The 12,898-nt window shown below is 64.1% G+C and carries 11 protein-coding genes; 7 read left to right on the forward strand and 4 right to left on the reverse strand.

Features of this window, described 5'->3' with window-relative positions; genetic code table 11:
- The first annotated feature begins 83 nt into the window (after positions 1-83).
- The 3 genes from AC1MLZ_RS05130 to AC1MLZ_RS05140 are packed head-to-tail and all read left to right on the forward strand — an operon-like array spanning position 84 to position 3,965.
- Positions 84-500: a DUF779 domain-containing protein gene (locus AC1MLZ_RS05130; protein ID WP_031441028.1), complete on the forward strand. Its 417-nt coding sequence runs from the start codon at positions 84-86 to the stop codon at positions 498-500.
- Between the two features lie 40 nt (positions 501-540).
- A complete protein-coding gene (locus AC1MLZ_RS05135; protein WP_151992476.1) occupies positions 541-1,716 on the forward strand; it encodes an FIST N-terminal domain-containing protein in 1,176 nt (391 codons plus the stop codon).
- A complete protein-coding gene (locus AC1MLZ_RS05140; RefSeq protein ID WP_031441026.1) occupies positions 1,713-3,965 on the forward strand; it encodes a hybrid sensor histidine kinase/response regulator in 2,253 nt (750 codons plus the stop codon). Before AC1MLZ_RS05135 ends, AC1MLZ_RS05140 begins: the two co-directional genes overlap by 4 nt.
- A 164-nt stretch (positions 3,966-4,129) precedes the next feature.
- On the opposite strand, the gene AC1MLZ_RS05145 is transcribed toward AC1MLZ_RS05140, so the two are convergent.
- The 4 genes from AC1MLZ_RS05145 to pedF all read right to left on the reverse strand — a co-directional run bounded on the left by AC1MLZ_RS05145 (position 4,130) and on the right by pedF (position 8,049).
- Positions 4,130-4,786, reverse strand: a complete 657-nt coding sequence (locus tag AC1MLZ_RS05145; protein ID WP_480960722.1) for a response regulator — start codon at positions 4,784-4,786, stop codon at positions 4,130-4,132.
- Between the two features lie 86 nt (positions 4,787-4,872).
- Complete coding sequence (locus AC1MLZ_RS05150; RefSeq protein ID WP_234422911.1) at positions 4,873-6,546, reverse strand: methanol/ethanol family PQQ-dependent dehydrogenase; 1,674 nt, start codon at positions 6,544-6,546, stop codon at positions 4,873-4,875.
- A 256-nt stretch (positions 6,547-6,802) separates the two neighbouring features.
- On the reverse strand, positions 6,803-7,654 hold the full coding sequence (locus tag AC1MLZ_RS05155; RefSeq protein WP_056025361.1) for a substrate-binding periplasmic protein: 852 nt from the start codon (positions 7,652-7,654) through the stop codon (positions 6,803-6,805).
- Positions 7,655-7,656: 2 nt separating this feature from the next.
- A complete protein-coding gene (pedF, locus tag AC1MLZ_RS05160) occupies positions 7,657-8,049 on the reverse strand; it encodes a cytochrome c-550 PedF (protein ID WP_407818298.1) in 393 nt (130 codons plus the stop codon).
- 172 nt (positions 8,050-8,221) lie between these two features.
- Between pedF and AC1MLZ_RS05165 the strand changes: the two genes are divergently transcribed.
- The 4 genes from AC1MLZ_RS05165 (at position 8,222) to pqqA (ending at position 12,897) form a co-directional block, all read left to right on the forward strand.
- Positions 8,222-9,184 (forward strand): PQQ-dependent catabolism-associated beta-propeller protein, encoded by a 963-nt coding sequence (locus tag AC1MLZ_RS05165; RefSeq protein WP_031439389.1) that lies wholly within the window; start codon positions 8,222-8,224, stop codon positions 9,182-9,184.
- 104 nt (positions 9,185-9,288) lie between these two features.
- A complete protein-coding gene (locus tag AC1MLZ_RS05170; RefSeq protein WP_151991840.1) occupies positions 9,289-10,710 on the forward strand; it encodes a porin in 1,422 nt (473 codons plus the stop codon).
- Between the two features lie 57 nt (positions 10,711-10,767).
- Positions 10,768-12,705 (forward strand): acetate--CoA ligase, encoded by a 1,938-nt coding sequence (gene acs / locus AC1MLZ_RS05175; RefSeq protein WP_031439391.1) that lies wholly within the window; start codon positions 10,768-10,770, stop codon positions 12,703-12,705.
- Positions 12,706-12,816: 111 nt separating this feature from the next.
- A complete protein-coding gene (pqqA, locus tag AC1MLZ_RS05180) occupies positions 12,817-12,897 on the forward strand; it encodes a pyrroloquinoline quinone precursor peptide PqqA (RefSeq protein ID WP_042466497.1) in 81 nt (26 codons plus the stop codon).
- The last annotated feature ends 1 nt before the right edge of the window (position 12,898 follow it).

The raw sequence follows: 12,898 nt of genomic DNA on the forward strand, positions 1-12,898 counted from the left end.
ATCCCCTTTCTCCCATGATCTCGCGACCGCACTGCGGCGGGCCTCAGGGTCCGCCGCATTTTTCCGTTTTCAAGGCTGGCTCCATGACCTTTGCTACGCTCGCCCCGCCCCGGATCCTGTCCACCGCCGCTGCCGATGCGCTGATAGCGAAGCTTGCCGCGCAGCACGGCCCACTGATGTTTCACCAGTCCGGCGGCTGCTGCGATGGGTCGGCGCCGATGTGCTATCCGGCAGAAGAATTCCGCGTCGGAACGCAGGACATCCTGCTCGGGCGGATCGCGCCCGGCACGGCGGAAGGTGGCGTCCCCGTCTGGATCGGCGCCGCGCAATTCGACTATTGGCGGCATACCCAGGTGACGATCGACGTCGTCCCGGGGCGCGGCGCGGGGTTCTCGCTCGAAGGACCCGAGGGACTGCGCTTCATGATCCGCAGCCGCGTCTTTACCGACGCCGAAGTCGATGCGCTCGACGCGGCCGGCCCGCCCGAGCGTGGCGCCTGACCCGGTCGATCGGCGGATGACGGGACTGCCCAAGCATGACATGATCGCGGCGATGTTCGTTCCGCCTCACCCGTCGCGTGCACCGTCCTCACCGATCCGTGTCGCCGCGACCCGCGTGACCGATCCCGAACTGGCGATCCGCGATCTGTTCGGTCGGCTCGATCTGCCCGAACTCGCTGGCATCGTCCTGTTCTGTTCGAGCCGATACCCGCTCGACGCATTGGCCGAAGCGATCGGCAGCCGTGCCGAGGGTCTGACGATCGTCGGTTGTACGTCGTCCGGCGAGATCACGCCGGACGGATTGGACGAGGGCACGATCACCGCGATCGGCTTTCCCGCGAGCGATTTCCGATTGAGCGCGACCTGTTTCGAGAATCTCGACACGTTCGATGCGCGCGTCGCACAGCAGACGGTGCGCTCGATGGTCGCCACCGCGGCGCTGCCAGGACCGCAACTGGGCGACACGCCAAGCCACGCCGCGATCTTCCTGGTCGACGGGCTTTCGCATCGCGAAGAGATGCTGACGCTGACGTTGCAGGATGCGCTGGGCGAGGTGCCGCTGATCGGCGGCTCGTCGGGCGATGGCCTCGATTTCCGCGAGACGTTCGTGTTCTACGAAGGGCAGTTTCGCCGCGACGCCGCGATCGTCGCAATCCTGTCGTCGTCGCGACGCATGAAGGTGTTTCGTGCGCAGCATTACGGCCCGGGCGGCGTCAAGATGGTCATCACCGTCGCCGACCCGGTGACGCGCATCGTCCATGAGATCAATGCCGAGCCCGCGGTCGAGGAATATGCGCGGCTGATCGGCACGACCGTGGCGGAACTCAGCCCCAACCACTTCGCGGCACACCCGCCGATGGTCCGCGCAGGCGGCGAATATTTCGTGCGATCGATCCAGACCGCGAACCCCGATGGTAGCCTCACCTTCTACTGCGCGATCGACGAGGGTATCGTCCTGACGTTGGGCGAAGCGACCGACATCATGCAGAATCTCCACGACCTGTTCGAAAATCTCGATCTTTCGGTCGGCGGGATCGACCGTATCCTCGGCTTCGACTGTGTCCTGAATAATGTCGAGGTTGAGCAGCGCCAATTGCGCAGCGCGGTATCGGCGCTGTTCGCAGATCGAGGTGTCGTTGGGTTCAATACGTACGGCGAGCAATATCACGCGCTGCACGTCAACCAGACTTTCAGCGGGCTGGCGATCGGGCGATGATCGCGGATACTGATGGGCATCGCGACGACCGGGTCGCCTCGCTCGAAATCCAGCTGGGGAAACTCGCGCGGATCAACGCGTCGCTGATGGGCCGGGTCGAGCGATCGACCGATCTGCGCGGCAACGCTTTTTCGGTGTTTGAGACCGCGATCTCGCTGGAGGGGAAGGTCCGTGAACGGACGGCGGACCTGGAACGCGCGCTCGGCGAACTCGCCTCGACCAACGCCGAACTCGCTCAGGCGACCGACGCCGCAGACAGTGCACGCCGCCGTTTGGGCGACGCGATCGAAACGATCAACGAGGGATTCGCGATCTTCGACGCGGACGATCGGCTGGTGCTATGCAACCAGACCTATTTGTCGCTTTGGCCCAAGGTCGCCGACCAGATCGTACCAGGTGTGCGCTTCGACGAGATTCTAGGCAAGATCGGCGAAACCAGCGGGATGCTCGGAGCGATGGTCGCACCCGATCGCTGGATATCGGAGCGTGGCGCGGCGCATGAGCTCGCTGAGGGTGGCCAGGTTATCGCGCTTGCCGACGGCCGCTGGATCCAGGTCAACGAGCGGCGCACAACCGAAGGCGGCGTCGTCGGCGTCTATACCGACATCACCGACATCAAGGCCGAGGATGCCCGATTGCGCGCGCGCGAGCTCGCCGAGCGCGCGGTCGTGTTGCAGGCGACGCTCGATGCGATGCCGCAGGGCGTGTGCGTGTTCGATCGTGAACGCGCGCTGCTTGCGTGGAACGATCCGCTGCTCGCGTTTCTCAAGCTGCAGCCGACGCGGGCAAGGCTGGAAATAGCGGAGCACGCCGCATTGATCCAGTGGTGCCGCACCGCGTTACCGCGTGCCGACGCTGCCGACACGCTTGGCTGGCTCGGCGAAGGAGAACCGGAAATCGTAGCAGTTCGCGCGCTGGAGGATGGCCGCAGCGTCGAGGTGCGACGATTGCCGATGCCGGGAGGCGGCATGGTGATGAGCTTCGACGACGTCACCGACCGGCTGCGTGCGGCGGCGGCGTTGCGCGAGACGAACGAGACGCTCGAACGCCGGGTGCAGGAACGCACTGCCGCGGTCGTCGCGGTCAATATGGAGCTTCAGCAGCAGGTCGCTGAACGCGTCGCCGCCGAGGCCGCGATGCGCGAGGCGAAGACCGCCGCGGAACAGGCGAACCTGTCGAAGACACGGTTCCTCGCCGCCGCGAGCCACGATCTCTTGCAGCCGTTGAACGCCGCGCGATTGTTTGTCTCGGCCTTGGCAACACGCCGATTGGCGCCGGCGAATCGGACGTTGGTCGAACAGACCGGCTCGGCGCTAGACTCGATTGAGGACTTGCTCGAAGCACTGCTGGAAATCTCGAAGCTCGACGCAGGCGCGGTAACGCCCGAGATCACTGACGTGCCGCTCGGCGAATTGATGCGCGCGCTGCACGCCGAGTTCGCGCTTGCGGCAAGCACGCGCGGGTTGACGCTGACTGTCGAGCCGACCACCGCCTGGGTCCGCACGGACGCGCGCCTGCTGCGACGAATCCTGCAGAACTTCTTGTCGAACGCGCTGCGCTACACCCGGCAGGGTGGCGTTGTGATGGCCGCACGGCACGAAGGAGCGCATGTCCAGATCGCGGTCACCGATACTGGTGCGGGGATCGATCCCACGCACCATGGTGAGATCTTCGAAGAGTTTCGCCGGCTGAACTCGGGGCATGAGCGTGGCATGGGTCTAGGCCTCGCGATCGTGCAGCGTGCCGGGCGAATGCTAGACCACCCGATCGGCGTGCGATCGGCGATCGGTCAAGGGTCGACCTTCTGCGTGACGGTGCCGCTGACAGTCGAGGGTACGCGTCAGATTTGCGCCGCCACCCCCGCCGCCCGCCGCGGGATCGCCGCGCGCACCGTGCTAGTAATCGACAACGAGGAAATAATCCTCGAAGGCATGCGGGCCGTACTGGAGGGCTGGGGTTGCGACGTCTTGACCGCGGTCGGTGGGTCCGAGGCGAGGGAAGCGATCGCCGCGTCTAGCGCACCGGTAGAGGTGATCCTGGCGGACTATCATCTGGGTAACGGCATGACCGGGGAAGTCGTCGTGGCCCAGTTGCGTACGTTGCTCGACCGGCCGACACCGGCGGTGATCATCACCGCGGACCGCGAACCGGACCTGCGCGACCGGTTGCTGGGTGCCGGTCTGCATGTATTGCAGAAGCCGGTGAAGCCGGCGCAGTTGCGGGCGTTGCTGGCGCGGCTGACAGGGTAGAACACGCAAAAGGCGATTGTCATCCCCCGGGGGGGGCGCCCGAAGGAGGGGGTGGCAAACGACCATCTCCGTTCCGTAACCTCCCCCTCAGTCGCGTTCGCGACACCCCCTCCTGGCAAGGGAAGGTTAAAAGCTCGAATGTCGGTAAACTTTAATCGGTCTCCTCAGTGCCGGGCCGCCAACGGTGCCGGCACGAAATTGATCTTGTTTGCCAGGATCACGGCTTGGGTCCTGCTATAAACGTTCAGTTTCGCCAGGATCGCCGAGACGTGCGCCTTCACCGTCGTCATCGAGACATCAAGTTCAAACGCGATCTGCTTGTTGAGCTTGCCGCCGACGACCAGCCCCAACACGACGCGCTGTTGCGGCGTCAACGTTTCGACGCGGCGGCGGATGTCCTCGAGTGCGACATTGTCCGCGCCGATAGTCCGGAATTCTTCCGGCATGAAGACGTCGCCCGCCAGGATTGACTGGATCGCCTCGACGATCGCGCTGCGCTTGAGCGACTTCGGGATGAACCCGGCCGCGCCGTTGGCAATCGACGCGCTGATCAAACCGCCCTCGCACGCACCCGATACGATCACGACGGGTACCGACGGGAACCGGTCGCGCATCTGGGCAAGTCCCGAAAACCCTTCGGCATCGGGCATGTTGAGATCGAGCAGGACGAGGTCGAAATCGCCTTCACGCTCGACGATTGCGATGGCCTCGGCGATCGACGACGCCTCGAACAATTCGCACTGATCGAACGCGACCGAGATGACGGTGCGGAGTCCGTCCCGTACGAGCGGATGATCGTCCGCGATTAGCACCCGTTCCACGTCATGCCCCCCTGCCCGCGGCTGGTGTACCGGCTCAGCGCGCGACAAGGAATGGGATGCCGCCTGCGACATCCCATTCTCGATCATCACGATTTTGGCAGCTTGAACACCCAGAGCGCACCGCCCTGGTTGATATGCTGCACCGCCTTGGCGACCTCACCACCCCATAGCGGCACCGCGCCACCCCAGCCCGACATGACCGCGACGAACTGCTCGCCGTCCTGGGTCCAAGTGACCGGCGAACCGACCACGCCCGATCCGGTGTTGAACTTCCAGAGTTCCTTGCCGGTCTTCGCGTCGAATGCCTTCAGATAGCCCTCGGGCGTGCCGGTGAAGACCAAATTCCCCGCGGTCGCGAGCACCCCGCCCCACAGTGGCGCCTTGTTGTTGTATTCCCACGCGATCTTGCCGGTGGCGGGATCGATCGCGCGCAGCACGCCGATATGATCGGGGTACAGCGGCTTGATCGTGAAGCCCGCGCCCAGATAGGCCGCGCCCTTCTTGTACGCGATCGGCTCGTTCCAGATATCCATGCCCCATTCGTTGGAAGGCACGTAGAACATCCCCGTCTGGCCGCTATACGCCATCGGCATCCAGTTCTTGGCGCCGAGGAACGCAGGCGCGGAGAACACCGTCGTACCCTTTTCGGTCGAAGGCGGACCCGGACGGTTGGTATCGTCGAAGATGGGCCGGCCGGCCTTGGTATAGCCCTTTGCCCAGGTCGTCTTGGACACGAACGGATTGGCCGAGATGAACTTGCCGGTCGTCCGGTCTAGCACGAAGAAATAGCCGTTGCGATTAGCTTGCGCGCCAAGCTTCATCATCTTGCCGCCGATCTTGGCATCGAACGGGATGAACTCGTTCACGCCGTCGAAATCCCAGCCGTCGTGCGGCGTATACTGGTAATGCCATTTGATTTCGCCGGTGTCGGCATCGATCGCCAGCGTCGACGAGGTGTAGAGATTGTCGCCCGGCCGCAGATGGCTGTTCCAAGGTGCCGGGTTGCCGGTACCGAAAAAGAGCAGATTGGTGTCGGGATCGTAGGTGCCGCCCAGCCATGGCGCGCCGCCGCCAGTCTTGTACTGATCGCCCTGCCAACTCGCGTTGGTCTTGCCGGTGATCGTTGAGTCCTTGCCGTTGAGCGAGCCCATATTGCCTTCGATCGTCGGCCGCGACCAGACCAGCTCGCCGGTGTTGACGTCGCGGGCCTCGACTTTGCCGATGACGCCGAACTCACCGCCCGAATTGCCATAGATCACCTTGCCCTTGACGATGATCGGTGCCGCGGTGTTCGAGTAACCCGCCGCGTAATCCTGCAGCGTCTTGTTCCAGATCACCTTGCCGGTGTTGCGGTTGAGCGCGACCATGTGCGCGTCGAGCGTCGCGAAGATGATCTTGTCGCCGTAGATCGCCGCACCGCGGTTGACCACGTCGCAGCAGGGCATAATGCCGTCGGGCAGACGCGCGTCGTATTGCCACTTCTCTTCGCCGGTCTTCGCATCGAACGCGAACAGTCGCGAATAGGAGCCGGTCACGTAGATCGTGCCGTCATAGACGATCGGCTGCGATTCCTGGCCGCGCTGCTTTTCACCACCGAGCGAGGCGGAGAAGGCCGGGACCAGCTTGGCGACATTGGTATCGTTGATCTGGGTGATCGTGCTGTAGCGCTGAGCCTTGGGCCCCATGCCGTAGGTCAGAATGTCGCCAGGGGTGTTCGCGTCGCTCATCAGGTCGGCGTCGGTCGGGCCGGCCCCGGCCATCGGCGGCGCGGCAGGTGCCGCCGGCGTCGCAGCCGGGGCGGCAGCATCCTTGACCGCCGCTGCGAGCGGCGTCGTCGCCATCATGGCGGCCCCCGCCAGCAGTGCGGCCGCGCGCGTCATGCGAAACGTCATCGTCTTCTCCCCTCCTGTTCGTCCATTCATTGGATCGACCCGTTCTTTGAACCGTCTTGGAATTTTCTCAGGATAATCTCAGACTCGCCACCGCCACATAGGACCTTCGGTCGCTGCGACCACGCTAGATCGAGATTGGCGTTTTCGGCGAGACACCGTACCGTGCGAAAATGGCGTCCAGCGTTCCGTCGGTGCGAAATCCGGCGATCATCGTATCGAGTGCGTCCGCCAGATCGCGGCTGTCGTCCTTGACCGCCATGCCGATGTCCCAACCCGGACTCGGCAGTGCTGGCAGGGGGCCTTTGCGGACCTTCACCGTCTTACTGCCGCCATGAAGCGCATGTTCGATCTGCGCGCGGCTCGCCATCGCGACGTCGGCGTCGCCGGTCTTGACTGCGTCGATCGCCGCCTGACCGCTGGTGAGATGCTTGACGTCGGGGCGCAGCACGCCGCCGAACGAGCCAGACAGATAGAAGTCAGGGATGCTGTCGAGCTCGGCAACCAGGCGCATGCCCTTGAACGCCGCGGGCGCGACCTCGCAGTCGGTGTCGAGGCCGCAGGCCATCTGGAAACCTTCGCGGTAGTAAGGCGCGCCGATCACCGCACGGTCGTTGGCGAGCGCGAACGCCCGATCGACCGGCACGTGCATCATCACGTCGCAGACCGTCCCGCCGACCAGCGAGCCGCGCCACACCATGTTTCGGAGATCGTCCGACACCCCCTCGTCCGCGAGGAAGTCGATCGGTTCGGCACGGACCCCGAGTTTCTTCGCGATGGCTTCGGCGATCTCGACGTCGATCCCGACGATCTTGCCGTCCCGCTTCCACGACCATGGCTCGAAATCGCGGTATACCGCGACGCGCAGCACGCCGTTCGCCTTGATCTTGTCGATCGGTGCCGCTGCCGCCGTTCCGAACGGCACCAGCGCGGCGCTGGCCAATGCGCCGCCGAGAAACGCCCGCCGCGATGGTCTCACGATCACTCCTCCGAATGCTTCGTGTCGAGCCAGGAACGGATCGCCCAGCCGGCCTTCTGCCCCAGCACGTCGCCCATCGGCGGCATGTACACCTTGCCATCGCGGACCGAGCCATGCTGGAATCGCTGGATGTACCATTCGTCACCCGCCTCGCCGACGTCGAGATAGCGCAGGTCCGGCGCGATCCCGCCGGAGATGGCCTCCAAGCCGTGGCAGCGCGCGCAATTCTGGCCATACGCGCTCTCGCCGATCTTGATCGCGGTCGCGTCGCTGCGATACGGGTTCACCTTCAGCCATGTAGTGCCAATGTCCTTCAGCGCGGTCGTGTCGACGGCTTGGGGCGTTACATTGCCATGCGCATACACATTGATGCCGATCGATCCGGCCGCGACCATTGCCGAAGCCGCGAAGACGAACCGCGATACTCTTCCAGCCATTCCAAACACCTCACCATTGCCGTCGGCCGATCTGACGCGGCATGGCAGAACCCTATGGACGGCCCACGCGCTAGTCCTATTGCACTTTGGTATCAGGGTGTTGCGCGCTCATCGGAGTTAGTGTCGGCAAATGCGAACCCTGACCCTGCTTCCCCTGCTGGCGTTGACCGCCGCCGCTCCTGCACTTGCGGAGACGATCTACGTTTCCAACGAGAAGGGAAACTCGATCACCGTCATAGACGGCGCGACGCTGAAACCGATCGCGACGTGGCCAGTTGGCCGTCGCCCGCGCGGCATCATCCTGTCGCGTGACGGTACTCAGCTCTACGTCTGCGCCAGCGACGAGAATGCCGTGCAGGTGATTGACAGCAAGACCGGCAAGCTCATCGCCGACCTGCCTTCGGGCGAGGATCCGGAGACGTTCGCGCTCTCCCCCGACGGCACGCTGCTGTTCGCCTCCAACGAGCGGGACGCCGCGGTCACCGCGATCGACGTGCCGGGGCGGAAAGTCGCGTTCCAAGTCGTGGTCGGCGTCGAGCCCGAGGGGATGGCGGTCAGTCCCGACGGCAAGACCGCGGTATCGACCGCGGAGACCGACAATTCGCTCCACTGGATCGATATCGCCAGCCACCAGCCGACCGGCGTCACCGCGGTCGAGCAACGTCCGCGTCATGCCGAATATACGCGCGACGGCAAACAGTTATGGGTTTCGGCCGAGATCGGCGGGACGGTTCAGATCGTCGACACCGCAGCTCGGACGGTAACCGACACGATCCGCTTCGCAATCCCCGGCACCAACCCCGAGAAGATCATGCCGGTCGGCATCCGGTTTACCCCCGATCACAAGACCGCGTTGGTTGCCTTGGGCCGCGGCAACGCCGTCGCGTTCATCGACGTTGCCAGCCACAAGGTGACGCGGATCGTTCCCGTCGGCCTCCGCGTCTGGCACCTCGCGATCAGCCCCGACGGCAGGCGCGCCTTCGCCGCCAATGGCCTCAGCGACACCGTGTCGGTGATCGACATCGCGACCGCCAAGGTGACCGCGACGATCCCCGCCGGCCGCGCACCCTGGGGAGTCGCGATCGCACCCTGACGTCATTCGCACGCCGGACCCAAAGTCTAATTTTCGCGACCGCCTGTATCCGCCAGCCTTTGCAACAAGGCGCAGATCACATCGCGTCGCAAAGGGAGGTTTCGATGATCGGACTAGGCAATCTGCTGGCAACGGCGGCAGGCGGGACTTTGCTGTGCTGTGCGGCAACGCCCGCTTTCGCACAGGCCGATGACACGACCAGTCAGTTGCTCTTGCGCTTGAAGGAAAAGGGCATCCTCACCAATGACGAATACAACGCGCTCGTTGCCCGCAAGACCGCCGAAGTCGCACCGTCTCAGCCTACCGCCGTCGCCACCAGTGCGCCCCAGGCGCCGCAACAGGCCGCGCAGGCTCAGCTTGACGACAAGCGCTCCGTCCGCATGACCGAAGCCGGCGTCGGCATGGAGTTCGGCGGCGTGACCGTGAAATTCTCCGGATCGGTCAACGGCTTCTACGTCCACGACAATGGCGACCGCGCGATTGCCAGCAATACCGTCGTCGGCGGCCTCGCCGCCGTTGGCAAAAGCAGCTCGTCGATCCGCAACGGCCTGTTGCCCGGCATCTTCGGCATCGACGTATCGACCAACCAGGGCGGTTGGAACGTCGCCGCGCATATTGGCCTGTATCCCGGCATCAACAGCGTCTCCAACGTGGGCGGGGCCAATTCAGCCGGTACGCCGCAAGCGCTCGCCACATCGGGCATCGACGCCCGCCAGACCTACCTTACCTTCGGAAAGCCCAATTTCGGCACGATCAAGGTCGGTCGCGACATCGGCCTGTTCGGCTCGGACGCGATCCTCAACGATATTACACTGCTCGGCGTCGGCTCGACCGGCGGCAACGTCGCGCCGTCGAACACCTCGCTCGGGCGGATCGGCATCGGCTATATCTACACCGACTTCCAGCCCCAGATCACCTATTCCAGCCCCAAATTCGGTGGGCTCCAGGTAAGCGCCGGCATCTTCCAGCCGCTCCAGACGATCGGCAATTCGGAGGTCAATGGTTCGCCCGGCTTCCAAGCTAAAGTCACCTATGACTTCAAGTCGGATCAGCTCGGTGGACACTTTTGGGCTGGCGGCATCACCCAGAAGCATGACGGGGTCGATGGATCTCCCAGCTACACCGGCAGCGGCTTCGATGTCGGCGCGAAGCTGACCTATGCCGGCTTTGGTTTGCTTGGTTACTATTACAATGGCTCGGGCATCGGTACGACCGGCTTGTTCATCCTCTCCACAGACGCCGCCGGGCGCAAGCGCGACAGTAGCGGCTATTATGCCCAGGGCACGTACACGATCGGCAAGCTCACGCTCGGCGGAAGCTACGGCGCGAGCTTCCTCGATCTTGCCCGCAACGAGGTCAACCCGACGCTGCTTGACAAGAACAGCAGTTGGGTCGGTCAGGCGCGCTACGGCCTGACCAGCTGGGTCACGCTGATCGGCGAATACACGCGGACCAAGGCCGAGGCCCATAACGGCAACGATGCCAAGTCCGATACTTTGGCAGCGGGTGCGATCCTGTTCTTCTGATCCGACGCCCGGCCGCGGGACATCATCGCCCCGCGGCCTCTTCTTTCCGGGACACCTATGACCGAACAGACCATCTTCCCCGTAACCAGTGGCTGGGCCGACCACGCCCGCATCGACGGGGACGGCTACGACACGCTGTATGAAGCGGCGTCGAGCAATCCGGGCGCGTTCTGGCTGGAACAGGCGAAGCGGCTGGACTGGACGAAGGTACCCGAGATCGCAGGCGACTGGTCGTTCGCGAAAGATGATTTCCACATCAAATGGTTCGAGGACGGCGAACTGAACGTCGCCGCGAACTGTCTAGACCGGCATCTCGATACACGCGGCGATCAGGTCGCGATCATCTGGGAGCCGGACTGCCCCACCGATGCGCCTCGTCACATCACCTACCGCGAACTCCATGCCGGAGTGTGCCGCTTCGCCAACGTGCTGACCGCGCAGGGCGTTGCGAAGGGCGATCGCGTCACGATCTACCTGCCGATGATCCCCGAAGCGGCATTCGCGGTACTCGCCTGCGCGCGGCTCGGTGCGGTGCATTCGGTGGTGTTCGGCGGCTTCTCCCCCGAGGCGATTGCCGGGCGGATCGAGGATTGTGGATCGACGATCGTCGTCACCGCCGACGAAGGCTGTCGTGGCGGCAAGCGCATTCCATTGAAGGCCAATGTCGATGCCGCCGCCGAAAAGGCTCCAGGCCTCAAGCGCGTCATCGTCGTCAAGGCGACCGGCGGCGACGTGACGATGCACACCCGCGACGTCTGGTATCACGAAGCAGCCGAGGGAGTCGGCACCGACTGCCCCGCGGTGCCGGTCGCCGCCGAAGATCCGCTGTTCGTGCTCTACACCAGCGGATCGACCGGCAAGCCCAAGGGCGTGCTGCACACTAGTGGCGGCTATCTGCTCTGGGCGGCCTACACCCATGAGATGGCGTTCGATTACCAGCCCGGCGACATCTACTGGTGTGCCGCCGATATCGGTTGGGTCACCGGCCACACGTACATCCTCTACGGCCCGCTAGCCAATGGTGCGACGACCTTGATGTACGAGGGGCTTCCGAACTGGCCGAACGCCAGCCGGATCTGGGAGATCGTCGATCGCCACAAGGTCCACACACTGTTTACCGCACCGACCGTGCTGCGCGCGCTGATGAAAGAAGGCGACGATTTCGTCACGCGCACCGATCGCTCGTCGCTCAAGCTGCTCGGCAGTGTCGGCGAACCGATCAATCCCGAGGCATGGCGCTGGTATCACGATGTCGTCGGCGGCGGACGAGCGCCGATCATCGACGCGTGGTGGCAGACCGAGACCGGCGGTATCATGATCTGCCCACTGCCCGGCGCGACCGCATTGAAGCCGGGTTCGGCAACCAAGCCCCTGCCCGGCGTGACGCTGGAACTGGTCGACGAGAAGGGCAACGTGCTGGTCGGTCCGGCGGAAGGCAACCTCGTCATCACGCAGAGCTGGCCAGGCCAGATGCGGACCGTCTGGGGCGATCACGAACGCTTCTTTCAGACCTATTTCTCGACCTACCAGGGCAAGTATTTCACCGGCGATGGATGTCGCCGCGATGAGGACGGTTATTACTGGATCACCGGCCGCGTCGACGACGTGATCAACGTTAGCGGGCACCGGATGGGCACGGCCGAAGTCGAAAGCGCGCTGGTGCTGCACAAACACGTCGCCGAGGCGGCAGTGGTCGGCATGCCGCACGACGTGAAGGGCCAGGGCATCTACGCCTATGTCACACTCAACGACGGCATCGACCATAGCCACGACCTGCGCGACGAGCTGTGCCGCTGGGTACGCACCGAGATCGGCCCGATCGCAACCCCCGACAAACTCCAATTCGCTCCGGCTTTGCCCAAGACGCGCTCGGGAAAGATCATGCGCCGCATCCTGCGCAAGATCGCGGAAGGCGACACCTCGAGCCTCGGCGACACCAGCACGCTGGGCGATCCAAGCGTCGTCGATCACCTGATCGCCAACCGGGTCGGATGATCAAGCAGCTAGTCCGGCGCGATTTGGCCAAGTCGTACTTAAGGCCAATTCCCTCGCATCGACCGATCGCTAGGGTCCAGCAGGCGCATATCCGCGCACAGGAGACAGTGAATGGCCTGGAAGAAGCCCCGGATCGTCGAGATCGCCCTCGGTGCCGAAATCAACTGCTATGCGTGCGCCGAACTCGTCTGAT

The organism is Sphingomonas sp. PEI4 (assembly GCF_056679955.1).

What these genes read in the sequence shown, in the direction of transcription:
- AC1MLZ_RS05130 (WP_031441028.1), top strand. Translation starts at nt 84, where the DNA reads ATGACCTTTGCTACGCTCGCCCCGCCCCGGATCCTGTCCACCGCCGCT.
- AC1MLZ_RS05135 (WP_151992476.1), top strand. Translation starts at nt 541, where the DNA reads ATGATCGCGGCGATGTTCGTTCCGCCTCACCCGTCGCGTGCACCGTCC.
- AC1MLZ_RS05140 (WP_031441026.1), top strand. Translation starts at nt 1,713, where the DNA reads ATGATCGCGGATACTGATGGGCATCGCGACGACCGGGTCGCCTCGCTC.
- AC1MLZ_RS05150 (WP_234422911.1), bottom strand. Translation starts at nt 6,546, where the DNA reads ATGGCCGGGGCCGGCCCGACCGACGCCGACCTGATGAGCGACGCGAAC.
- pedF (WP_407818298.1), bottom strand. Translation starts at nt 8,049, where the DNA reads ATGGTCGCGGCCGGATCGATCGGCATCAATGTGTATGCGCATGGCAAT.
- AC1MLZ_RS05165 (WP_031439389.1), top strand. Translation starts at nt 8,222, where the DNA reads ATGCGAACCCTGACCCTGCTTCCCCTGCTGGCGTTGACCGCCGCCGCT.
- AC1MLZ_RS05170 (WP_151991840.1), top strand. Translation starts at nt 9,289, where the DNA reads ATGATCGGACTAGGCAATCTGCTGGCAACGGCGGCAGGCGGGACTTTG.
- acs (WP_031439391.1), top strand. Translation starts at nt 10,768, where the DNA reads ATGACCGAACAGACCATCTTCCCCGTAACCAGTGGCTGGGCCGACCAC.
- pqqA (WP_042466497.1), top strand. Translation starts at nt 12,817, where the DNA reads ATGGCCTGGAAGAAGCCCCGGATCGTCGAGATCGCCCTCGGTGCCGAA.